General features: G+C 48.5%; 23 protein-coding genes. 10 read left to right on the forward strand and 13 right to left on the reverse strand.

What is annotated here, in order from left to right; genetic code table 11:
- Nucleotides 1–17 precede the first annotated feature (17 nt).
- Together MUN34_RS06745 and MUN34_RS06750 are read right to left on the reverse strand one after the other, a co-directional pair.
- Complete coding sequence (locus MUN34_RS06745; RefSeq protein WP_247857226.1) at nt 18–1,004, reverse strand: hypothetical protein; 987 nt, start codon at nt 1,002–1,004, stop codon at nt 18–20.
- A 155-nt stretch (nt 1,005–1,159) separates the two neighbouring features.
- Entirely contained in the window at nt 1,160–2,404 is a 1,245-nt protein-coding gene (locus tag MUN34_RS06750) for a polysaccharide deacetylase family protein (RefSeq protein ID WP_247857227.1), read from the reverse strand.
- A 190-nt stretch (nt 2,405–2,594) separates the two neighbouring features.
- On the opposite strand from MUN34_RS06750, the gene MUN34_RS06755 reads away from it, so the two are divergent.
- The 5 genes from MUN34_RS06755 (at nt 2,595) to MUN34_RS06775 (ending at nt 9,096) form a co-directional block, all read left to right on the forward strand.
- On the forward strand, nt 2,595–4,010 hold the full coding sequence (locus MUN34_RS06755; protein ID WP_247857228.1) for an NAD-dependent succinate-semialdehyde dehydrogenase: 1,416 nt from the start codon (nt 2,595–2,597) through the stop codon (nt 4,008–4,010).
- A gap of 315 nt (nt 4,011–4,325) precedes the next feature.
- The gene (relB, locus tag MUN34_RS06760; protein ID WP_247857229.1) at nt 4,326–4,550 is read left to right on the forward strand and encodes a type II toxin-antitoxin system RelB family antitoxin; all 225 of its coding nucleotides are present in this window, start codon (nt 4,326–4,328) and stop codon (nt 4,548–4,550) included.
- Nucleotides 4,547–4,816 carry a type II toxin-antitoxin system RelE family toxin gene (locus tag MUN34_RS06765; RefSeq protein ID WP_247857230.1) on the forward strand — a complete coding sequence of 90 codons (270 nt, stop codon included), beginning with the start codon at nt 4,547–4,549 and terminating at the stop codon, nt 4,814–4,816. Before relB ends, MUN34_RS06765 begins: the two co-directional genes overlap by 4 nt.
- 373 nt (nt 4,817–5,189) lie before the next feature.
- Nucleotides 5,190–5,885 (forward strand): ABC transporter ATP-binding protein, encoded by a 696-nt coding sequence (locus tag MUN34_RS06770; RefSeq protein ID WP_247857231.1) that lies wholly within the window; start codon nt 5,190–5,192, stop codon nt 5,883–5,885.
- Nucleotides 5,878–9,096 carry an ABC transporter permease gene (locus MUN34_RS06775; RefSeq protein ID WP_247857232.1) on the forward strand — a complete coding sequence of 1,073 codons (3,219 nt, stop codon included), beginning with the start codon at nt 5,878–5,880 and terminating at the stop codon, nt 9,094–9,096. Before MUN34_RS06770 ends, MUN34_RS06775 begins: the two co-directional genes overlap by 8 nt.
- Before the next feature lie 439 nt (nt 9,097–9,535).
- Here the strand turns inward: MUN34_RS06775 and MUN34_RS06780 are convergent, their stop codons facing one another.
- Together MUN34_RS06780 and MUN34_RS06785 are read right to left on the reverse strand one after the other, a co-directional pair.
- Nucleotides 9,536–11,548 carry a Na+/H+ antiporter gene (locus tag MUN34_RS06780; protein WP_247857233.1) on the reverse strand — a complete coding sequence of 671 codons (2,013 nt, stop codon included), beginning with the start codon at nt 11,546–11,548 and terminating at the stop codon, nt 9,536–9,538.
- Nucleotides 11,549–11,630: 82 nt separating this feature from the next.
- The gene (locus MUN34_RS06785) at nt 11,631–12,518 is read right to left on the reverse strand and encodes a helix-turn-helix transcriptional regulator (RefSeq protein WP_247857234.1); all 888 of its coding nucleotides are present in this window, start codon (nt 12,516–12,518) and stop codon (nt 11,631–11,633) included.
- An 83-nt stretch (nt 12,519–12,601) separates the two neighbouring features.
- On the opposite strand from MUN34_RS06785, the gene MUN34_RS06790 reads away from it, so the two are divergent.
- Entirely contained in the window at nt 12,602–13,123 is a 522-nt protein-coding gene (locus MUN34_RS06790; protein ID WP_247857235.1) for a dihydrofolate reductase family protein, read from the forward strand.
- A 95-nt stretch (nt 13,124–13,218) separates the two neighbouring features.
- Here the strand turns inward: MUN34_RS06790 and MUN34_RS06795 are convergent, their stop codons facing one another.
- From MUN34_RS06795 to MUN34_RS06810, 4 genes are all read right to left on the reverse strand, one after another.
- Nucleotides 13,219–14,142, reverse strand: coding sequence for an NAD(P)-dependent alcohol dehydrogenase (locus MUN34_RS06795; RefSeq protein WP_247857236.1), 924 nt, complete (start codon nt 14,140–14,142; stop codon nt 13,219–13,221).
- A gap of 63 nt (nt 14,143–14,205) precedes the next feature.
- The gene (locus MUN34_RS06800; RefSeq protein WP_247857237.1) at nt 14,206–15,429 is read right to left on the reverse strand and encodes a cation:proton antiporter; all 1,224 of its coding nucleotides are present in this window, start codon (nt 15,427–15,429) and stop codon (nt 14,206–14,208) included.
- Between the two features lie 3 nt (nt 15,430–15,432).
- On the reverse strand, nt 15,433–15,933 hold the full coding sequence (locus MUN34_RS06805) for a cation:proton antiporter regulatory subunit (protein ID WP_247857238.1): 501 nt from the start codon (nt 15,931–15,933) through the stop codon (nt 15,433–15,435).
- A gap of 36 nt (nt 15,934–15,969) precedes the next feature.
- Nucleotides 15,970–16,188: an AbrB/MazE/SpoVT family DNA-binding domain-containing protein gene (locus tag MUN34_RS06810; RefSeq protein ID WP_026831312.1), complete on the reverse strand. Its 219-nt coding sequence runs from the start codon at nt 16,186–16,188 to the stop codon at nt 15,970–15,972.
- Between the two features lie 363 nt (nt 16,189–16,551).
- Here MUN34_RS06810 and MUN34_RS06815 point away from each other — a divergent pair, with 363 nt between their 5' ends.
- The 3 genes from MUN34_RS06815 (at nt 16,552) to MUN34_RS06825 (ending at nt 18,854) form a co-directional block, all read left to right on the forward strand.
- The gene (locus MUN34_RS06815) at nt 16,552–16,863 is read left to right on the forward strand and encodes a DUF2975 domain-containing protein (RefSeq protein ID WP_247857239.1); all 312 of its coding nucleotides are present in this window, start codon (nt 16,552–16,554) and stop codon (nt 16,861–16,863) included.
- A gap of 84 nt (nt 16,864–16,947) precedes the next feature.
- A complete protein-coding gene (locus tag MUN34_RS06820; RefSeq protein WP_247857240.1) occupies nt 16,948–18,159 on the forward strand; it encodes an MFS transporter in 1,212 nt (403 codons plus the stop codon).
- A gap of 32 nt (nt 18,160–18,191) precedes the next feature.
- Nucleotides 18,192–18,854, forward strand: a complete 663-nt coding sequence (locus MUN34_RS06825) for a hypothetical protein (protein WP_026828408.1) — start codon at nt 18,192–18,194, stop codon at nt 18,852–18,854.
- A 44-nt stretch (nt 18,855–18,898) separates the two neighbouring features.
- On the opposite strand, the gene MUN34_RS06830 is transcribed toward MUN34_RS06825, so the two are convergent.
- On the reverse strand, nt 18,899–19,504 hold the full coding sequence (locus MUN34_RS06830) for a GNAT family N-acetyltransferase (protein WP_247857241.1): 606 nt from the start codon (nt 19,502–19,504) through the stop codon (nt 18,899–18,901).
- Between the two features lie 89 nt (nt 19,505–19,593).
- Here MUN34_RS06830 and MUN34_RS06835 point away from each other — a divergent pair, with 89 nt between their 5' ends.
- Nucleotides 19,594–20,064: a GNAT family N-acetyltransferase gene (locus MUN34_RS06835; protein ID WP_247857242.1), complete on the forward strand. Its 471-nt coding sequence runs from the start codon at nt 19,594–19,596 to the stop codon at nt 20,062–20,064.
- A gap of 39 nt (nt 20,065–20,103) precedes the next feature.
- Here MUN34_RS06835 and MUN34_RS06840 read toward each other — a convergent pair whose 3' ends face one another.
- The 4 genes from MUN34_RS06840 to bglA form a co-directional block, all read right to left on the reverse strand.
- Nucleotides 20,104–20,637 (reverse strand): hypothetical protein, encoded by a 534-nt coding sequence (locus tag MUN34_RS06840; RefSeq protein ID WP_247857243.1) that lies wholly within the window; start codon nt 20,635–20,637, stop codon nt 20,104–20,106.
- 13 nt (nt 20,638–20,650) lie between these two features.
- A complete protein-coding gene (locus tag MUN34_RS06845) occupies nt 20,651–21,319 on the reverse strand; it encodes a 5'-methylthioadenosine/S-adenosylhomocysteine nucleosidase family protein (RefSeq protein WP_348772903.1) in 669 nt (222 codons plus the stop codon).
- Between the two features lie 29 nt (nt 21,320–21,348).
- Complete coding sequence (locus MUN34_RS06850) at nt 21,349–21,846, reverse strand: hypothetical protein (RefSeq protein WP_026828411.1); 498 nt, start codon at nt 21,844–21,846, stop codon at nt 21,349–21,351.
- A gap of 172 nt (nt 21,847–22,018) precedes the next feature.
- Nucleotides 22,019–23,479, reverse strand: coding sequence for a 6-phospho-beta-glucosidase BglA (bglA, locus tag MUN34_RS06855; RefSeq protein WP_247857245.1), 1,461 nt, complete (start codon nt 23,477–23,479; stop codon nt 22,019–22,021).
- Between the last annotated feature and the right edge of the window lie 17 nt (nt 23,480–23,496).

Consider the following 23,496-nt stretch of genomic DNA (forward strand, 5'->3'; position numbering starts at 1 on the left):
ACCCCTTCCTAAATTTTTCATAACACCTGAAACGGCATCAAACGGCCGATTGGCTGAAACTTATAATCGGCAACCGGTTTAAAGTGGCTGTTCAGCGTCTTGACACGGAAATCTTTTGTCTCGAAATTCCCTTCGAGGACGTGATACGTTTTTGTTTTGCTGTCGTACGCATAGTCAATCAGTGCCTGTTTACTGCTGTACAGCACCCGGACCTGTTTCGTCTTTTGATCGACTTCGAGCATCGAATACGTATTGAAGACTAAATCTTTTGTCGGCGACAAGGCTTTTGTTTCATCGATCCACATGACGGGTTGCTTGGATGTCAGGACGATTTTGCCCTGTTGTTTTTTTAAGTCATACGACGCAATCGACAACTCTTCCCCTGTTTCTGTTTTATTGCCGTAAATTTTCAACTCGTTACCGGTATGCCGGAAATGAAACGCAAAAACCATCGGCTTGATTTTCTCAAGATGGAGAGACGCAAAATGTGTAGTATCAAATGTATATACTTCAACCGAATTCGTTTCTGTCTCCATGTTATTTGCGAGAACATACACTTTATCTCCGGTTACGATCATGTCCCGTCCGTGACCGCCAAACCGTTTCGTCTGGCCGATTTTTTTGAAATCAGACGTATATTTTGTCAGTGAAAATTCATTGAGCGCGGATATAGTTAAGACATAGTAAGTATTTTTATACTTTGTAACCCGCAGTGGCGAGTCGGCGACTTTTTTGAGTGTCGTCTTGCTGTTTTTCAGGTTGATAACCTGGTCACCGTAAGAACTGTACAACAAGCCATCATGCAGACGGTCGACACTGCCTAACGTGTAACGTACCGTTTCCACTTTCTTTCCGCCGATGAAGCTCTCAATTTGGGTCAACGGTTGACTGTAGCTCGTCGAAGCGATTTTGAAGCTGTCCGATTGTGCCGAAACATCATGAGTAAAACCAATCGTAGAACTGACAACCGTTGCTGCCATCAACAGCTTATATCCTGTGTGCATGTCCTGGGTTCCTTTCCATACGAACCATATTGAGGTTCTAGCAACCGTCACATCCTGACGTCTCTACTTTCTCCTCTATATAAATAATACCCATTTAATGTCACGTGGAGAGTCGTGAATCACTAAATGGGTCAATTCGTTTTTCAGGAATGAGATTATTTTTTAACGACCGGCCGCATCGGATCAAAGACGGCTTTCGAATCGAAGAACGGGTCCAAGACCTTTGTTTTTTTCGCCAGTGCCTGGCGGAGCCGGATCCCGTCGACATTGATCCGTGCCTGACGGTAATAGTCTTTGCCTAACTGTTTCCAGGCATGCTGCGACGCATCGACGTTATAAAAATAATGGAACCCTTGCTGCGTCAAGTAGCGGTATTTGTCCCCCGTATACCCATGCCAATTCTGAATATCACTGCCGAACGGATAAATCAACTGACGGGTCGTTCCGATCAATGGGGCGACATCACGGTTGTAGCGAGCCGTATCCGCCTGAAGCGTTGCCAGACTGACTTTTCCGATCGCGATGTGACCATAGGTGTGGCTGGCAAATTGCCATCCGTCCTTCTTCAAGGCCGTTGCAGTCGCTTTTGCCTGTTGACGCGCCTGCTCAACTTTAGAAGAACTTCCGTACTGCGCATACGACGACCGGTACCCGAGAACGCCGTTATAGCCCGTAATACCAAGTAATCCTTTCGCACCATGGTAAGAGAAGTCCGGATGGCGGTTGACGAACGCATCCACGATCGGCACGAGATCATACGCACCGTCCGGTTTTCCGGTCATCGAATTGGTGATCCGCCCGTTTTTCACTTTCAACGTCGTCGCAAAACCGTCTCCCGTCATATATTCATAGTAGTTGACATCATCCTGCGACAGGACAAGCGGCTTTTTGCCCTTTGGAAAAGGGAGCCCCTTTTCCGTCATCCGTCCGTCTTTCCACACCGCAAGATCAGTCGGTCGGACGAGGACATAGTTCCGCTGATACAGAGCGGTCAACATCCGTTCGAACTCCCCTTGCGTCACCATATAATCATCGTAGCCCTGCTGTTTCCGGTCCCCGTCAAAGGCGCGTTTCGGTTCGGCGATCAAGGAGTGGAAAAACAGGTGCGGGACGGACGTACCGGCTTTAATCATACTGAGATCCGCCTGTTTCGCCGCGTATTCCTTCCGCTTTTGTTTGGCTTCCGTCGTCTTTAACCGGTCGACAATCCGGATCGCCCGGGCGTAATCATACTGAGCGGCAATGAAATCAGCGCGCTTTAACTCCTGCCGTATGTAATCCGTGTCTGTCGCCTGTCGCTCGGTCTGTTTCGCTTTCGTTGCCGATGCGGCCGACTGTTGATTACATCCACTGACCAGAACAATTCCGGCAAGCGTGACTCCGATCCACTTCCTGTTCATATTCATCCCATCCCTTCTTCGATCTGAGATTTTCTGTCATTATTCTTTATATTCCCAATTATTCATTTGCTTAACGGTTTTCCCGGGGGTATTCCAGTTCGTTATGCCCCCCATCCAAAGCGGAAGTACACAAACCGGCCGGATGGGTGTTTAATAAGGGACGTAATGAAAACACACGGAGGTGCAACACATGATAGAACAAAATGTAATCAATGGAGTATGGTATGACACAGAGGAAACGATTCCGGTCTTCAACCCGGCAACAAAAGAATTGCTCGGACACGTCCCGAGCAGTACAGCAGACGATGCGCAACGTGCCGTCGATGCAGCAAGTACGGCATTCGTCGACTGGTCGGAACGGACGGCCGATGACCGCGCTGATAAAATCGATGCCTGGTACCGCTTGATTCAGGAACACCGCGATGAACTGGCAGACATCATGACACGTGAACAAGGAAAACCGTTCATCGAAGCACGTGGAGAAATCGATTACGGGAACCAATACGTCCGTTGGTACGCAGAAGAAGCACGCCGGATTTACGGGGAAACGATTCCGGCATCTGTGCCCGGAAAACGGCTCTTCGTTGAAAAAGAACCGGTTGGTGTCGTTGCGGCGATCACACCATGGAACTTCCCGGCGGCGATGATTACACGGAAACTCGCTCCGGCGCTTGCTGCAGGCTGTACGGTCGTCCTCAAACCATCGGAAGAAACACCGTATACAGCACTTCGCCTCGTCGAACTGGCGATTGAAGCGGGTATTCCGGCTGGTGCCATCAACGTCTTGACGGGAGACGCTGCAACCATCAGTGGTGTTTGGCAAGCCGATTCCCGCGTCCGGAAAATCACGTTCACCGGCTCAACAGCGGTCGGTAAATTAATCATGCGTCAAGCGGCTGATACAATGAAAAAATTATCACTTGAACTCGGTGGTCACGCTCCATTCATTGTCACAGAAAATGCGGATCTCGACAAAGCCGTTCAAGGTGCCATCCGCTCGAAATTCCGCAACGGCGGTCAAGCTTGTGTCGCAACGAACCGCTTTTATGTCCAGGCATCGGTTCTCGACGCCTTCACTGAAAAATTCGTCGCCGAAGTCAAGCGGTTGAAAGTCGGTAACGGGCTCGATGCCGATTCAACAATCGGACCGTTGATCAATGCAAAAGCTGTTGCTAAAGTCAAAGCACATATTGACGACGCCGTCGCAAAAGGCGCCACGATTTTAACAGGCGGCACAATTGACGACTCCGTCGGTTATTTCGTCGAACCAACTGTCCTCGGTAACGTGACAGAAGACATGATTTGCATGCAGGAAGAAACGTTTGGTCCGCTCGCACCGATTTCTGTCTTCGAAACACTCGACGAAGTCATCGAACGCGCGAACAACACACCGTATGGTCTTGCGGCATATGCGTTCTCGGAAAAAATCGACGAAGCGCTTCGTCTCGGTAAAAAACTCGAGTACGGGATTGTCGGTTTGAATGACGGCGCACCATCCGCTGCGCAAGCACCATTCGGCGGTTATAAAGAAAGTGGACTCGGTCGTGAAGGCGGCGTCTACGGCATCGAGGATTACCTCGAAGTCAAATACCTGTCACTCGGTTAATCGCAAAATGTGGCTGACTCATAAGTCGCTCTAAAATTAATAAAATGGCCGATGATTCCTTCTTTCCACGGAATCATCGGCCATTTCTATTCAAATTAATGAATAACACACAAAATTATCGCATTTAAACCCTCTATATTTATTATGGAAATGAGGAAATACGCTTGTAACAAGATGCATTCATTTAAGGTTTTCACATACGTTACAAGCCGGACCTTTAGCTTTTAAAGAATGCTTATTCTGAATCATCCAATTCAATTCTATGTACTAAAAACCTATTTTGTATTACAATGTATTACAAAGGGGATGATAATCATGAGTACGATTTCCGTACGCTTGGATGATGAGGATACACGCCTCATCAAGGATTATGCGAAGGCGAAAAACATCACGATTTCTACACTCGTACGCGATGCCGTCCTCGACCGTATCGAAGACGAAATCGATTTACAACTCTATCATGATTCCATGGCAGCACACCGTAAAAACTCAGAAGCGATTTCTTTCGACGACATGATGAAGGAACTTGATTTAGAATGACAGCTTATAATGTAGAGTTCGAGCGCGGGGCTCAAAAGTCTCTCAAGAAGATGGACCCACAACAAGCGCGGATCATCATGTCCTGGATCAAGAAGAACCTTGTCGGGACGGATGATCCGCGTCGTCATGGGAAAGGACTCGTCTCGAATCGCTCTGGTGAATGGCGATATCGAATCGGTGACTATCGTCTAATCGCTGACATTCAGGATGAAAAAGTCGTGATCTTAATTCTTGAGATAGGGCATCGACGAGATGTTTATAAATGATCGTCGTGAAGAATAATTAATTACTTAACCTAGCAAATAGCATAGTTATTATAGAAGGAAGTCCACATCATTTCACAGATGTGGACTTCCTTGTTTTCATTTTGCTTGTCTTGACACGATAGTTATCTGTATTGGCATGTAACACTAACTAATATCTACTTGATGAGCATGAACGAAGATATTCGTTATTCGAAGAGTGGAATGAATATTTTTACTAGAATAGATTAATCATTTAAATAATTGACTTATTTTTCAGACATTTCTGTATTTTAATGGTTTAATGACATTATTTTTATGATTATAATAGGAAAGTAATGGGTTTTATTACTTACATATGGAATTGATTAAATACGATTTCCAGGAGGTAAGGTACATGGCTTATTCGTTTACGTGCAAAAATATTACGAAATCGTTCCAAACAGGTGAAAACGAGACGTTCGCTTTACAGGATATCCAACTCGACTTCGCTGAAGGAGACTTTATCTCGATTATCGGACCTTCCGGTTCTGGTAAGTCGACGTTGCTCAGTATTCTTGGGACGCTCGACACTCCGACTTCAGGAGAATTGCTGTTCAACGGGAAAGACATCTCTAAACTAAATGCAAAGCAACTCTCGGACTTCCGGTTCGAGAATATCGGTTTCATCTTCCAGCAGTTCCACCTCATCCCAATACTGACAGCAATTGAGAACGTGCTCGCTCCTCTCTTCGGACGAAAGGTCGACTATGATAGGGAAAAACGGGCACTCGAGCTCCTGGAGGAGGTCGGACTCGCAGACAAGATCCATTCTCTCCCTTCGCAACTCTCCGGTGGACAACAGCAACGTGTCGCCGTCGCCCGCGCACTCATCCATCGTCCAAAGTGGTTACTCGCGGATGAACCGACTGGGAATCTTGACACAGCGACTGGTGAGGTCATCTTTAGTCTGTTAACGAAACTGAACCGTGAGAACGCCTGTGGTGTCTTTTTCGTCACGCATGATCCCGACCTCGCAGCACGTGCGAACTGGACGATTACGATGAAAGATGGTCGAGTTGTCGAATCGTCGGAGGTACCTGCCTATGCTTAAGTTCATCTGGAACTCGTGGTGGCGTAACAAAGAGCGCTTCATTCTTCTTCTTATCGGTGTATTAATCGTCAGCACTGGACTGAGTTATTTAATTGGAACGACGCAAGCCAATAACGGAACGGTCGTTGACGAGCTACAAAAACGTTGGGGATCATCCTACGATATCGTAGTTCGACCTGAGGGTAGTAGGAGCGTGACGGAAGACTTGAACCTACTCGAGCCGAACTACATGAGTGGACTCGACGGTGGCATCACCCGTAAACAGTACGAGACGATCAAAAAGATCGCTGACGTCGAAGTCGCTGCCCCCATCGCGATGATTGGAAACTATAATACTTATGCCGAGTCGGAGACGTACAATTTCAAGGATCAAGGCATCTATAAGATTACGATTCAGGACACGCAAGACACTGGTTTAAAGAAAGAGAAGGAGACAACCACTTCTTTTGTCGGTGCAGGCTGGTTCCCTCCAGAGAGTGACGGATTAAATCGAGATATCAGTCCACAAGGGTTAGGAGAACATCCTATCATCGGTTATGGAAGTGCTACGATGCTTGCCGGGATTGATCCGGAAGCAGAAGCAAAGCTTGTCGGACTTGACCAGGCGACTAAGAAAGCGACCCATAGCCGTTATTTCACGAAAGACGATGTCGTGGACGATTATGGAAATGACGTATGGGGTATCCCACTGATTCTGAATAGTCAGGAATACGTCAATGCGACACGGACCCTACGTTACGAGAAAGTCGATGTGCCAGTCATCAACGACTCGATGGTCGATACGGTACGAGGCATCATGAAAAAAGGTGGTGAATCCTATCTCAAAACACTTCCGGTCAATACTTCGAAAGAATTTCACGTGTCAACTCAACAAGCTACTAAGCAACTCGTGCAGAATATTTTGCAGGATAAACTTCCGGAGAGGCTCCCAGGAAGCTTTGAATGGATGTCTTTAAAACCATCATCCGTTGAATATCAAACAATCGCTAGTCCATTTGCTACACGCTGGCCATTCACTTATCAAGTGACACCTCAAGAGATCTCGAAGAACGTTCTGATCTCAAAACGATCGATGTATCGAAAAGTACGATCCTTTGGTGATACCTCCATCAACATGGATGCCGTTCCCAAGATGCGTTTGAACTACATTGGTGTCTTCGATCCAAAAAAATTAAACATCTCGAAGGACCCGTTGACGGAACTGCCGATGGAGACCTACTTCCCCGCGAAAGCCCAATGGGTCATGGATAAAAACGAGAAACCGGTCAATCCAGTTCACGACGTCAAACCGACGAACGATCCGTATGATTTTTTGACAAAACCACCGTCGATGCTGACGACGATTGATGCCGCTTTTAAGTTACGCGGTGAAAAAGCGATTTCTGCCATTCGTGTCAACGTCAAAGGTGTCGAGGCGATGAACGCGACCAGTGAGAAAAAGTTGAAAGCTGTCGCTCAAGAGATTGAGGACAAGACCGGTCTGATCACGGACGTCACACTCGGTTCATCACCACAGCTCGCCTTGACCTATTTGCCTGGACTAAAAGGGGAATCAGCACTCGGATGGGTTCAGCAACCGTGGATCAAACTCGGTTCGTCGATGGCGATCTTCCAAGAGGCGAAGGTCGGGATGAGTGGCATCATCGCCAGTGTCATTGCCGTCGCACTCGTCTATGTCTTTAGCTCGAACATCATCTTACTTTATGCACGTAAGAAAGAATTCGCAATCTTGCTCTCGCTTGGTTGGCGACCACGTCAGCTCTCGAAATTGCTGTTCCTGGAAGCGACGTTACTCGGTACACTCGTTGCCTTAATTTCCTGGACGATCCTCGGTTCGTTCTGGCTGACGACGGATCACCCGATTGCCTTATCACGGATCATCTTAATCGGACTCGCTGGTCTGTTGATTTACTGGGGCGGTACGCTCGTCCCGATGACGCTCATCCGCCGGATTCAACCATTCGAGAGTATGCGCTCCGGTGAAGTCTCAAAAGGTCGTCGGTTCGTCCGGGCACAAAGTGTCCTTGGGATGAGCATCAATCAACTCGCAACCTACTGGCAACGAACGATCCTCTCGACGATCGCGATCGCTTTGCCGACGAGTCTGTTCATCTTCTTCCTGTTCATTACGTTCCGATTGAAGGGTGTCCTGTATGCGACATGGCTCGGGGAATACGTCGCGCTCGAAGTCGGCACGATGCATTACGTCGCGATGAGTGTCGCACTCTTGATCGCCATCCTGACGACGACCGAAATCATGTGGCAGAACTCCAACGAGCGAAAGAGTCAGCTCGCCGTCTTAAAAGCAACCGGCTGGCACAATGGTCAAATCCGGACGCTCGTCTTAAGTGAAGGACTGATGACGGGACTTTTCGCTGGAATCATCGGCTTACTGATTGCCCTTGCGATGATCGGTTTCGTTTACAATCAATTCCCGACTGGTGAGCTCGGTTTCTTGAGCATCATGTTATTGATTCCTGTCATCACGGGAGTTCTTGGTGCCCTCTTACCCGCTCAACGGGCTGTCCGAATCACACCGAACGCTGCAATCGGTAGTGTCGTTTCGAACCAAAAATCGACCGAACGTCAATTCAAGATTGCCCTTGGTTCAATCGGTACGGTACTAGTCGCAGGTGTTGCAAGTTTATTCTTCTTTGCAGCAGAAGAGACGACAACGACGACCGTTCAACCAAAGGCTGAACCAACTGTCATAACGACCGGACAAAAGTTAAAAGATCAACCGAATGAACCGATTCAAAAGAAACAGTCAAAGGGAAAAAATAAAGACGTCATCGAAGAACTAATGGATAAAGGTCGTCTTCAGACTTATCCTGGTGATAAAAACTTACTGAAGCAACGTGGGTTCATGGTCAGTTCGGCGAAACGTGTTCAACTTAAGGATCTTCCCAAAGATAAACAAGCCGTATCCGTCAGACTTGAGATGCAAGTAAAGGGTGAAGATTCAGCTGACTCTTATATCGACTATAAACCATCTACTTTCCCATTGATTGATCGTCAAAAGAAAAGCTACACGCCAGAAGAAACAATCAACCTGAACAAAAAAGCCTATTCAGACAGCTTAGGCTACTACGCTCCTTTACACTCAAAAATCGATGTCATCTACATCGTACCGAAGACTGAAGATACCTTTGTCATGAACGTAAAAACAGGATTTACCGGTTTTCTCTTCACCGTTAAAATCAAATTATGATCTTTTGATATCTCGGCCCATCATCAAGCTAGATGATGGGCTTATTTCTTACTTCACGACTACCGGATGTTCAAATGACTCATACCTTATTATTGGATTTTCTAGGACCTGACAAGGGCTCAGATAGTAAAGTATTGGATTTATATTGAACTACCTCCACCTACGCTACGCTAAGAGGTGGAGGTAGTTCAAGGATAAACGGGAACGAAGAATTTTTAGCGATTCATTCAAACAACAGATGGTTCAACTTCATAAGAAAATTGTCTAATTTAGTGTTGAAAATCCACCTTTTCAATAGCGAAACCTTTCGTCTGTACGTCACATAGTGTCACATAAGGAAAAGGAAGGGAATTCCCGGATTCACTCCGGAAATTCCCTTCCTTTTTGTTCATTTTAATCAAGAGATATCCTCACTATTAAGTCAGTCCCATTTTTCCATTCATTCTACATATTCGTAAAGAACGACACTCTCAATATAATGAATGAAGCGGCGCAATTCTTTTTCTTCCTCGCCGGACAAATCGCCTTCTTTTGACATCGAAGCGATTTCCTGGCGCTGGACTTCGATTGCCCGTAAACAGAGTTCTTCTTTTTGTTGATCGACATCGGCTTTTCCGCCGACCGGTGACGACCAGCGTGTATGCTTAAACCGTAACCGTTTGTAAAATTCGAGCACGCTTTGGACGACATCGGGCGGATAATCGCCGCGGCATCCTTCGAGCCGGGCGATGACCCCTGTCATGACCTGTTCATACAGTTCATGCTCGACTTGCGTCAGATAAATCAATTGATCGGATGACATATTCGACCGTTTCCGTTTCCAAAGGATTTTCCGTATCGGTTGCATCAGACGGAAACGGGCTTCCTTGTCAATGGCTTCACGCCGGTTATCGATTGACCGGAAGACTTCTTTTTTCAACTGGTCCGGTGTTTTGTGCTCCTGCAGGAACTGCTTCGTAAAGTCACGTTCCCACTGGACGGCCTCAAGCCGCAGTTTTTTCAGCTGTTGGTTGAAGTGGGTTAATTCTTCTTCACTTTTCTCCTGTGCCCGTAACAGGCGCAGCATGACGTGATATTCATTCAATAAATCAAAGGCGACGGTCGAGTTTTCTTCTTGGACGACCTGTTTGATTTCCGTGATTGCCCGTTTGACCATCCGCTGTTTATACGAATTCAAATCGAGTTCCGGCTGGGCATCGGCCTCACCGCGGTTGAGCAACGGTAAAAGGATTGTCGCGAGAACCAGTGTGAAGATGATGACACCGGCCGCGAGGAAAATGATCAGCGACCGTTCCGGGAACCCTTCTCCTGATTCGGTCACGAACGGTAATGACAAGACCCCGACCATCGTAATCGTTCCGCGGACGCCGACGAGTGTCGTGATGACATCCTGCTTAAACGACGGTTTGCGGTGATCCGCTTTTTTCAGGAAGCGATGGTCGAACCAGTTAAAGAACATCGTCCAAATCAGACGAATCAACAGAATGACCGTTCCAATCTCAATCACAAATGACATCAGACGCCAGTTGTTGATCGCATCATCGGCAAAGATTTCGCGTGTCGCTTCCGGTAACGTCAAACCAAGTAATAAAAAGATGATCCCGTTCAGGATATAGGCAATCATCGTCCAGATGTTGTCGGTCAACGTCTGCTCCTGGGCAAAAAACGTTTCCGTCCGTTCTTTGATCAAGGCGTGGAGAATCCCGCCGGTGACGACAGCGATGACACCGGACGCATGCAAGACTTCTTCTGCAACAAAAAAGATGATGAACGGTGTCAGGATTTGCAACAACGCATAAAAAACGACATCTTCAATTCCGGTCCGCCGTAATTTCATCTTCAACCAGTTCATCGCGACACTGATGGCGAGACCAACGACCGCTCCGACGGCGAACATGTAGACGAATTCCGTCGTCGCCTGTTGGATCGAAAAGTAACCGGTGACGACAGCTGCGACCGCGTAACTGAAGGCAACCAGTCCTGACGCGTCATTGATCAGTGATTCACCGCGGACAAGATTTAAAATCTGTTCCGGAATCTGGACGCGTTTCGCAATCCCGTTGACGGCAATCGGATCGGTCGGTGAGAGGATCGCAGCGAGCGCAAAGGCGGCCGCGACCGGAATGACCGGTACAAGCCAGTTGATGAAGTATCCACCGATGACCGTCGTCAATAAGACGAGGACGATAGCATTACCGAAAATGGCAGCGCGCATCTTCCACAATTCATCGCGCGGAAAATGTGAACTGTCATTATAGAGCAATGGAGCGATGAATAATAACAGGAACCATTCCGATTCGACTTCAATCTTCAGTCCGCTGATTAACAGTGCCGTAATCGTTCCGACGAGGATTTGAATCAGTGCCGTCGGAATGAAGCGGATGTAGTGTCCGAGGACTTGCGTCAAGATGATTAAGGCTAGCATTAACAAAATAAGTGATAACGTTTCCATAGAAAACCCCTTCCGTTTTTACCATGTTTCTCTGGTTATATCGTAACATAGTTTCTTACTGACTTAGGAACAGGACCCTTTGTCATGCCTGATAGATTGCCAGCACATCACTGGCGTGGCGCCGGATTTCTTCCTGTAACGCTAACGGTTCGAGTACCTTGACTTCCCGACCTAGTCCAAATAACTGCCGGCCGAGAAACGGGAGTTCCAGTCGTGGTACCGACCATGTCCGTTGCTCGTTGAGTGGTAAAATCCCTTCGAACAACCGTTCTCCAAGCGGTGTCAACTCGAGACGGACCGTCACCTGTTCTCCTGCTCCATTTAAATGTTCTGCTTCTTCGAACGTCATTCGTTTCGACGGGATCGTCGTCTCAGTCACCTGTTCTATCCGGTCAACACGGTACTGGCGCAATCCCCGGTCCGTCTGCGCGAGCAGATACCAGCGGTTGCGCTCAAATGTCAGACCAATCGAATCAATGACAATCGTTCGGCATCCGCTCGTCGTACGATAGACGATCTCTCCTTTCACTTCTGCTTCCATTAAACGCAATAGGTTACGTGTCAAGGGAGACGCCGGTGTATCCGGTCGCGCAAAGCGGACCCGTCCTTTCAGCCGGTCGAGCTTGACTTCGAGATCCCCCGGCAATTCGTGCAAATACCATTCGGCAAGATTGCCCCGCAATGCACCAAACGGCAAATCCGGAATCTGTCCGACCCAGTCAAGCATCAAAAACAACGTGATGGCTTCCTGTTCCCGCAAGGCAAGCGGCGGCAACAACCGGTTCGGCAGGACCCTATATCCACCTGCCGCTCCCCGTTCACTGTAAATCGGGTACCCGTTTGCTTCGAGTTCGAGCAAATCACGCTGGATCGTCCGCAAGGAAACTCCGCAGGCTTCCGCAAGTTCCCGTGCCGTCAGCAGTTGTTGCCGGTTCAGCAGACGCATCACTTTTAAATGACGACTTTTCATAAAAATCCCCTCTTTAATTACGACATCTTTTGTCATGATTATACCGTAGACTAAGTATAGAACAAACAACAGGAGGAGTTACGATGACAAAAACCGTTTTATATATCGCCTGCAGTTTAGATGGGAAAATCGCCCGTTCAAACGATTCACTCGATTGGCTGTTTGCCGTCGAAGGCGACGGTGACAATGGGTACGCGACGTTCATGGAAGACGTCGGTGCCGTCATCATGGGCCGGAAAACGTTTGACGAAGTCTTGGTGCTGAGCGAAGAGTATCCGTACCCAAGCATCGACAACTATGTCATGACCCGGCAACCGGGCAAACTGTCGGAACACGCGACCTACACGAATGAATCACTCGATGCCTTAATCAATCGGATCGGTCCGACGATCGACGGGAAGATTTGGCTGATCGGTGGTGGTGAATTGATTCAGGAAGCCTTACGGTTGCAACTGATTGATCAGCTCGAACTGGCGATCGCACCGGTCGTTCTCGGCAGCGGGATTCCGCTGTTTCCGGAAGGGACGCTTGAGACCCGCTTCCGCCTGACCGGTTGCCGTCCGTCCGGACAATTCGTCATGGCAACCTATGATGTCTTGAAGTAATCTACAGCACAAGCAAAAACCTTTGAAACAATGCATTTGATTCATGCACGTGTTCAAAGGTTTTTCCTTACGTGATTGTATTTCATTTTACCCGTTCAGCCATAATCGTCGGCAACCGACACAATGACATTGCCGTGCTTCTGTCCGGAATCGACGTAACGGTGGGCGGCGACGATGTCTTCAAGCGGATACACCTTGTCGATGACCGCTTGGATTTGCCCCGCTTCAAACCACTCATTCAGCAGGGTTAAATCTTTTTTCAGCGCCCGGGCGACGCCTTGTCCGGCGACTGACCGAAACGCTCCGTCCGCCTTGACATGCTGACGCGCTGTCCGTTTATCGACCTTCCCGAAGGCATCAAACACTGCGTCATACTTCGTTAACGACGCATCGTAGTCCGGTTTTGTGTAGTCGACGACGACATCCGCGCCAAGCCGTGTGACCAATTCCGCATTTCGCCCGCTACAGACGCCCGTTACATGAAGACCATACTGTTTCGCGATTTGGACAGCAATTGAACCGACGGCTCCGGACGCCCCGTAAATCAAGATCGTCTTCGCCTGCTCGAGGTTCAGTTTCCGGAAAAAATGCAGGACGGTCGTTCCGCCAAATGGAAGGCTGGCTGCTTCTGCAAAGCTCGCGTTACGCGGCATCTGCTGGACACATTTGTTTTCCTTGATGCAGGCATACTCGGCGTAACCGCCAAAGCGCATCCCGGTCAGGGCGTAGACCCGATCGCCGACTTTGAAGTCCTTCACACGGCTGCCCGTCGCGACGACTTCGCCTGCTAAGACGACTCCTAAAATCGGCTGTCTCGGTGCTTTCCATCCGACGACGAGACGCATCGGAAGCTTCCCTGCTACCGGGACATCGAGTGCCCGCATCCGCCGGTCTCCTGAGTGAACGGCGGAGGCATATACCTGAATCAGCAGATCAGATGCTTTCGGGACAGGTTTTTCGACCTCTTGCAATTTCAATACATCCGGTGGACCATAGGCAGTACAAATGACGGCTCGCATCGTATCCCTCCTTAAGCAGATTTGTTACTTAAGGAATACGACAGTGGCGTCTTAAAAACCTGCTTATCGCGATTTCGTTTTCGATTTTTTCGGTTTCGGCTCCGTCCATTTAAAGATTCCGTTCATGAAATTAAAGATCCGTTTCGATTCTTTTGTCATCAGTGGTCCGAGGATCGCGAGGATCAAGACATACAAGGCGGAGAACGGTGACAGGATGTCCATCAGTCCACCGGCAATCCCGAGATTCGCGACGATGATCGAGAATTCACCGCGAGAGACGATGGTCAAACCGATGTTCGAGGATGCTTTATGCGACAATCCGGCTCTCCGTCCGGCAATCATCCCGGCGACGTAGTTTCCGACAATCGTGATGACGACGGCACCAAGTGCGAGCCAGACGGCATCGAGCAACATCGTCGGATCAATGCTCAGTCCGAAGCTGAAGAAGAAGATGGCTCCGAAGAAATCACGGAACGGAACGACGAGGTGTTCAATCCGCTCACCTTGGTCCGTCTCGGAAAAGACCAGTCCGAGCAGTAAGGCACCAATCGCTTCCGCGACATGAATCGTCTCCGAGAAGCCGGCGACGAAGAACAAGGCGGCAAAGACGACGATGATGAACACTTCATCCGAGGCAATCTTCAGCATCCGGTTGAGGAGAGGTGTCGCTTTTCTTGCGATGATGAAGAACAGCAACATGTAACCGAGAGCAATCAAGATTGACGTGACAGAAGACAATAAGGTTGTTCCGTCGCCAAGCAGAAGTCCCGACAAGACGGACAGATAGACGGCGAGGAAGATATCTTCAAACATGATGATTCCGAGAATCAACTCGGTTTCCGTATTGCCGGTCCGGCGTAAGTCGACCAGGACTTTCGCAACGATCGCACTGGATGAGATCGTGATGATTCCGGCAATGATCAACACTTCATATAACGGGAAGCCGGCGATGAAGCCGTACAGCAAACCCCCGGTAAAGTTGATCGAGAGATAAATCGTTCCGCTCGTGACGATGGATTTGCCCGACCGGATCAACTTGCCGATCGAAAACTCCAATCCGAGATAAAACAGGAGGAACAGGACACCGATGCGTCCGAGAAAACTGATGAACTCTGCACTTTCAATGAACTTGAAGTCTAGTATCCCGATTGTCGGAGCGTGCGGTCCTACGATCATTCCTAAAATGATTAAAAACGGAATAATCGAAAAATTCAATTTATTCGCAAGCAATGCTGCGATCGCCACTAAGATAAGCGCGGTACCGACTTCAAATATTAAATGATCCATCTATCATCCGCCTCCTTCGATTGAGAATAACGCTTTCGTGATATGGCGGACGTTTTGACGTTCTCCGGACAAGACGATGGTATCTCCTGCTTCAAGACGTGTTTCCGGTCCCGGATTCAATGATTTTGATTTATCGTGTTTCAGAACCGCGATGATTGAGATGTCATATTGATTGCGAACATCAAGCTCACCGATCGTCCGGTTATTGACGGCTGAATCCTGTCCGATCTTGAACCATTCGATGACGAGATCGTCAAATGCCAGTTCAATTTTTTCCAAGTCTTTCGGTTTATAGGCCAGCCCACCTAAAATACCGGCCATCTGCCGTGCTTCGGCGTCATTAAACGTCACGCTCGAGATGCTCTCATCAAAATCGTCGTCGTCATAATGGTGCATTTCCCGGCGACCGTCATCATGGACGATCACGACCACCTTATCTCCCCGTGTTGTAACTCCTTCGAACTTCCGTCCGATTCCCGGTAAATCCACTTCGCGCATATCCATGTGTAGTTCCTCCTTTGAATTGGTCAATCGATTGGTTTACAAATGATGATTGGCTTTCTGTATGAGTGCCTTGAATTTTTCGTCACTCAATATATCTTGAAGGTCATGCAGCTGTTTTAAATCCGCTTTCGCCATGATGACAAACCCGTCTTCCTCGATGAATGCAACGCGATCTCCTTCCTCCACCTGTAACGCTTGTCTAATTTTTTTCGGGATCGTAATCTGTCCCTTGGACGTCAACTTGGATAGCTCCATTCCGAACTTCCTTCTTTCTTTTTCTGATTTTCCTTACTTCCTTACTTTTCTTATTTCTAGCATAACATACTTCAAGTTTAATTCCGAGTACTTTGCTTTGAATTAATAAAAAAGAATCGATTCCCTCGCTTAAATCCGCCTTCAGACGGGCAATCTTTCATGTCGGCTGTTCTATACTGACAGAAAGAAAGGAGGGATTGATCATGAAAAAATGGCGTCTCGTGTATTTGCAACTGGTTTTCACTGGAATGCTGATTGGTTTGTTCGGATTAACAGGAGTCGCGATTTCCCTACTTAATTAAAAGAGCACAGAAAGGATTCTCGCTGGATAGTTTACTGGATAAGCCGGGCTATTTTATTTTGATGGCGGGACTATTAGCATTCATCCCTTGTCTGATCGCTTTCATCCATACCTTGAAAATCCTTCGTTCCCTCAAATCAAACGCAACCGTTACTCCAGCCGCTTCTTCGTTCGGGATCATCACCATGTGTGGTTATCTCATAAGTGCCGTCGCACTCTGTTTATTTCCTGTCATGTTCATCGTCGCCGACCGTGATGATGCGCCCGGTCTCATTCTTTTTGCTTTCCTGCTGATTTTGATCCCCTTTACATTCAGCGTAATCAGTTCGCTTCTACAGTCACTTCTACAGAAACCGGATTCACGTCCTGAATAAGTAATTGAATTCTCGTATAGCACATCATCCACACTTCCTGTATACTTTTGGTAAAATATGTATGACCAAAGTAGGTGGACTATTGTGTCTCGCACTTCAACGCTACTTCTCTCATTCGGTATCTCCCAGTTCGGAGATTTTGTGTATTTAGTCGCCATCAATGTTTACCTCTATCAATTGACCGGATCAGCCGCTGCGGTCGCCGGTCTTTGGATCATTGGTCCACTTGCCTCTCTGTTCACGAAATTTTGGGCCGGCAGCGTGATTGACCGGGTCGATGTCCGGCGATGGTTGATTGGAACAGATGCGATCCGTGCACTGCTCGTTGCCTTAATTCCCCTGATTTCGACGTTGCCGTTGATTTACCTGACATTGTTCGGACTTGCGCTCGTCAAAGCGTTTTTTGAACCAGCCGCAATCAGTTATCTGACGCAAATCGTCCCGGAAAACAGCCGCAAATCGTTTAATGCGTACCGGAGTCTGATTACATCAAGTGCTTTTTTGATTGGTCCGGCCATCGCCGGATTATTGTTGCTTATCGCAACACCGGGAGTGGCTATCTGGATCAACGCGGTGTCGTTCCTCGTATCCGGTCTGTTACTGCTTACTTTGCCGTCTGTTCCGCACGCAGCATCTACTCCAAAACTACAGGTCGGGGATCTCGCAACAGATTGGCGGACTGTGAGCCGCTTCAGCCGTACCAATCGTTTCGTTTGTCTGATTTACATACTCGGGATTCTGTCCATGAGTCTCGCTCTCGCGATGGATGCCCAGGAAGTCGTGTTTCTACAGACAGTCGTCGGTCTGACCACAACCGATTACGGACTTCTGATCAGCATCACGGGAATTGGTTCCGTTCTCGGTGGTCTGACCGTGGCACGTTTTGCGAACCGGCTGTCGCTCAAGGCATTACTCGTCAGCGGTTATCTGTTTGTTGCGCTCGGTTACTTACTTTATGCGACTGCCGACTCATTCCTGATGGTGACGGTCGGATTTTTGTTACTCGGCTTTTTTAATACGTTTTCCGGAACCGGTTTCCTGACGTTTTACCAAAACAATGTCCCGCACGATTTGATTGGCCGCTTCACGAGCCTGTATGGTCTTGGTCAAAGCCTGGTTCAAATCCTGTTCATTTTAGTGATTGGTTTTACCGGTGATGTGCTCCCGCTTCGGTTCAGCATCATCGTTGCCGCCGTCCTGCTTGCGGGACTGAGTGTCGTGCTGATTGTTAGTGTTCTGCGATCAAACAAGGAAGCATTTTTCCGCGAAGATCAGACAACAAAACAAATTTCTTAATTCCTACACTACTTATAAGGATGTGCTCCACTATGAAAATTTTAATCGGCCAACCCAAGCAGGAAACCCAACTCGAACAATTACGACGTGAGATTGCCGCCTATCCGGACATCAATCTCCTTCTCTATCCGGAAGGGTATTGCCGCGAGACAGATGTCGCGACGTTGCGCCAGTTAGCAAAACAGTATGCGACGATCATCGTGACCGGTTACCGCGACGCAAACCGTTTGGACCGGGCACTGATTATCAATGCAGAAGGAGAGCTCCTGCTCGACCGGGCAAAGACACCGGAAGCGGGTCCGCTCTATACGCCGTCGACCGCCATCGTTGCCGGGCAAGCAGCCGGATATCTGCTTTGCCGCGAGGTTTTTCTCGGACTCGATGGTCTGAAGCACGATACGGTGGATATCATCTTTAATCCAATCGGTGTCGGAATGTTTAGTGAGGAACAATACACGGACTGGTCCGGTGAAGCACAAAAAATCAGCCGCCAGCAATCAGCACTGTTCATCGGAACGAGTCACGCCGACGGGTCATACCGGAACTGCGGCTTCTCGATTCCGACGGCGTTTGCCTTTGACGCGACCGGGGAAGCGATCTTCCTCTCAAAAGATGATCCACGGACGCGGATTCTTGATACGGTGACGCATACGGTTGAATTCGTGGATGCTTCATCCGTCGAGCAGACAATGTAATCAGAAAAACCCCCAAACCGGCAAACCGGATTGGGGGTTTTGACTCATTGATGTTGTTTCGTCTGTTGTGTCGACCCTTGGCGCAACATGGAATACTCATCCCGTAACATCGAATACATCTTGACGTCGTGAAACGCTTCTTTGATGAAGATTAACCGGCGTAACGTTCCTTCGTACGTCATGCCGACTTTTTCCATCACCCGGGCGGAACCGATGTTGCCTTCCATGCACCGGGCCTGAATCCGCTCGAGCTTGAGTTCTTCAAAACCGTATGCCATGACACGTGCAACGGCTTCTGTGACGATGCCTTTGCCCCAGAACTGGCGCGATAACGCATAACCGAGTTCCGCCTGTTTATTGTCGTCAAGCAACAAGTGGATGAAATCAATCGTCCCGATCATCTTGCCGGTTTCCTTCCAGACAATCGCCCATGGTGCTTCTTTCCCTTGCTCGTAGTTCGACAGGACGTAGTTCAAAAACTGTTCCGCCTGTTCAATCGTCTGATTGGCATTCCAGGTCACATAACGGGCGGTTTCCTCGTCTTGTGTGTATTCAAATAGATCGTCGAGATCTTTCCCTTGCAGTGGTCGCAACACCAATCGTTCGGTTTCAAGGACCGGTAAGTGTTGATAAAAATCCGTTGTCGTCATGTTCGTTCCCCCGTTCTTTTTTTACATTATATAGAAAAAATAACAGGAATGCGATACAGTGGAGAAAATTATATCCGGAGGTACAAATTATGACATTTCAAGCTGTCCCGATGACGGTTGATCAGGCAACTGCCGTCCTGAAGTGGACCTATCCGCCGCCGTACGATTTTTACAATATGGAGACGTCGGAGGAAGCATATGCCGAACTGCTCGACGGTTCCTATCAGGCCGTCATCGATCAAGCACAACTGGTCGGCTTCTTCTGTACCGGCCGATCCGCGCAAGTACCGCCCGGTCGTCCGCTCGGACTGTATGCTGATGATTATTTGGATATCGGACTCGGCCGTCAGCCAAAACTGACAGGGCAAGGAACTGGTTTTACCTTTTGTTCGTTTGTCCTCGATACCGCCAAATCCCAGACTTCCTTACCCCTTCGTTTGACCGTCGCGACATTTAACGAACGGGCGATTCACCTGTATGAACAGCTCGGGTTTCGGCGCCAATCGACTTTTTCAACAGCTCACGCCACTTTTCTCATCATGACGCAATTTCATGCGTAAAACGCCATTCCGATTCTATGCCGGAGTGGCGTTTTCCTGTTACTGCTGCCGTTTGTTCTTGACCGTTTCCACTGTTTGAAAGACATTCGAATACATGGCGGTGATATGTCCCTTCGTTTTCACATCGTTGTATAACCCGTACGTCCAAAACAAGGTCGTTTTCCCGTTTAAGTAACCGGCTGCATAATCGGTCGTCTCCCCCGCCGCTTCCTTGTACGAAATCCAGTCCGCGATGAACGGCACATGCCCCTTATTCGACCCGATGAAAAACGTCGGAATTCGCATTTTCAAGTAGGTATCGGCATACTCGCCTTGATCCGCTTCCAGTAATTTATTCGGCATGATCAGTACAGCGTCGAACGTCGAAGCGACCTGCTTGCGATTTTTTAATTCAGCGAATGAAATTTCCTCTAGACGGACGTTGTCTTCCCGGACTTCAGGTGCTTTCCCGATATAGGCAATGTGTAAGTATTCGCCCGTATACCGAGGGAAGTCGGGCTCTTTCGGTTGTCCGATTCCACATCCGCCAAGCATCAGCGCAATCGTGACTGAACAAAAAACTCGTTTTTTCATAACGGCACTCCTTTTATATGAATACGTGCAGATAGTCGTCAAAAATCCGCGTCATGACCTTCGGTGTATTGGCGATGTAGACGTTGATCTGCTCCTGATTCGACTGAAGCGGATCAAGATCCGTCTCGTCCGTCGGAACATCCGAGATACCTTTGATGATGATGCATTCGACCGCATTCTTTCGGCAGATGTAGGCAATCGCTGCTGCTTCCGTATCCGCAATCGTGATGCCGTTCGCCTGCAGTTCGAGATAATCGTTCCACATGACGACCGCGCGGTCAGCCGTCCCAATCGTCCCGTTACCTTTAATGCCGTATTTCAGCACATCGATTTCAACGATGAACGACGGTTTCAGCAACGGCTCGACTTCCTTCACCGTACAGTCATATTGAACCGCTCGGTCCGGAATGAGGATGTCAAGTACGTCAAACCGTTCGTCGATCCCAGCGCATGTCCCGACGACAAGCACTTTCTGAAGTGAAAAACGCGCCAGCATGTACTGATTCCCGCCGACCCCGTTTACTTTCCGGACACCGGTGCTGTAAAAAACGACAGGTTTCCCGTTGATTGTCCGGCAAAAGTATTCCCCGTACGGGTACGTGATCCGTTCCGTTTCTTTCACGTGAAAGTAATCTAACGTCGCTTCAAACTCCCAAACCGTCGCAATGCTGATACCCACCATGAAGCGGTTCTTGCCAATCGCCTCCGAACTCAATCCCATTTCCCCTCTTCATCCATCCAATTCCGCCGCTTCAAGTCAAACGTTTCTCCTTCGTCGTGGACATTAAAATAGGCAGGCAGTTGAACCCGCTCTCCACCGGCTTGTTGCCAACACGTGCTGAACCAATCCGCAAAGAGTTGTCGCTCCTGTTCGATCAAGATTTCTTCATTTTCCTCATGGAACACATCAAAGTCATCCGATTGTTTCGGTGTAACGTGATAATACACCGCCTCGTCGAGCATCGATTTACTGCCGGCAAAGCCCGGCGTCCCGTCTTCTTCAAACACTTCATTTGCTTCCCGGTCCATCGAAAAGAACATGATTGATAGATCATGCCGCGACGGTTCGATAAACGCAGAAAAATCTAGCAGTTCGACATCCTGTGCAAAGTTCGCCTCTGCGATTGTCTTCAAATTTTTGACCAGCACGTCTGTGTGCTGCGCAAGATTCGTTTTGATTGAAGCTAAATACTCATCAACTGTAAACATATGTATAACCTCCATCATATTTTTGAATCATCCTGTATTTAGGATGATTTTTATTAATCCATACAAAAAATGGATGACATCTTCTTTATCATCCTGTCTTTCGCTTGATCAAGCAAGTCTTTTTTCGATACAACAAATAACCTCCACCCGCTTCAGGTGGAGGTTTGCCGGCTTAACGTTGTGTTGCTTTGTCATACGCCAAGTCTTGTCCGTTTGTCGCAATGACCTGTTTATACCAGTCGAACGAATCTTTTTTCATCCGCTCCATTGAACCGTTGCCTTCATTGTCCCGGTCAACGTAAATCATCCCGTAGCGTTTTTTCATCTCACCCGTCGTAAACGATACGATGTCGATGATGCCCCACGGTGTGTAGCCCATCAATTCGACGCCGTCTTCCGTGACCGCTTCCGTCAACGCTTCGATATGCGTCTTCAGATAATCAATCCGCGCTGCGTCATGAATCTTGCCATCTTCAATCGTATCGACGGCCCCAAAGCCATTTTCGACGATGAAGAGCGGGAGTTGGTACCGGTCATAGAGACGATTCAGAACGTAGCGGAGTCCAACCGGATCAATCGCCCAGCCCCAGTCGCTTGACTGGATGTATGGATTCTCGACACCGTTCGCAAGACCGCCGTTGACGATGTTGCCTGTATTGTTGACAGTCGCGTCGTGTTTGACGGTCGTTGACATGTAATAGCTGAAGCCGATGTAGTCGACCGTTCCGTTTTTCAGGATTTCGTCGTCGCCGTCGAGAATCGGAATGGCATATCCTTCGCGTTCAAACTCTTTTAAGGCATAGTTCGGATAGTAACCGCGCGCCTGAACATCCGGGAAGAAGTACCGTTGACGCATCGATTTTTCAGCCAGCATGACGTCTTCCGGATGCGACGAGTATGGATAGATCGGGACGTGTGAAATCATCGCCCCGATTTGGAAGTCGGGATTGATCGCTTTTCCTTTCGCGACGGCAAGAGCACTGGCGATCAACTCGTGGTGACCGGTCTGATACATGACTTCCATCGCGTTTTCGCCCGGTTCGACTTTGACACCGGAGTTTGTCCAGAGGAACAACGGGTTTTCGACATCCATCTTGTTGTTGATTTCGTTGAACGTCATCCAGTACGTGACTTTGTCTTTGTAGCGCGTGAAGCAGACTTCAGCGAATCGTTCGAAGAACTCGGCGACTTTCCGATTACGGAACCCGCCGTATTCGCGGGCCAGGTGCAACGGCATTTCGAAGTGTGACAGCGTGATGATCGGTTCGATGCCGTGTTTCAACAACTCGTCAAAGACATCATCATAAAACTGCAGTCCAGATTCATTCGGTTCCGTTTCGTCGCCGTTCGGGAAAATCCGGCTCCAGCCGATTGACGTCCGGAGACATTTCAATCCCATCTCGGCGAATAACGCGATATCTTCTTTATAGCGGTGATAAAAATCAATCGCTTCATGGTTCGGATAAAACGTCCCGTCTTCAATCGTCTCGGTGATTCGTCGGGCAACTCCGTGTTCACCCGCTGTCATGACGTCAACGACACTTGGTCCTTTGCCACCGGCGTTCCAACCGCCTTCAAATTGATGGGCAGCGAGTGCCCCGCCCCATAAAAAATCGTTTGGTAATGTCTTCATCTTCGTTTCCTCCTCAT

This window comes from Exiguobacterium sp. 17-1, from assembly GCF_023096305.1.
In the GTDB taxonomy this organism is placed as follows: Bacteria; Bacillota; Bacilli; order Exiguobacteriales; family Exiguobacteriaceae; genus Exiguobacterium_A; species Exiguobacterium_A sibiricum_A.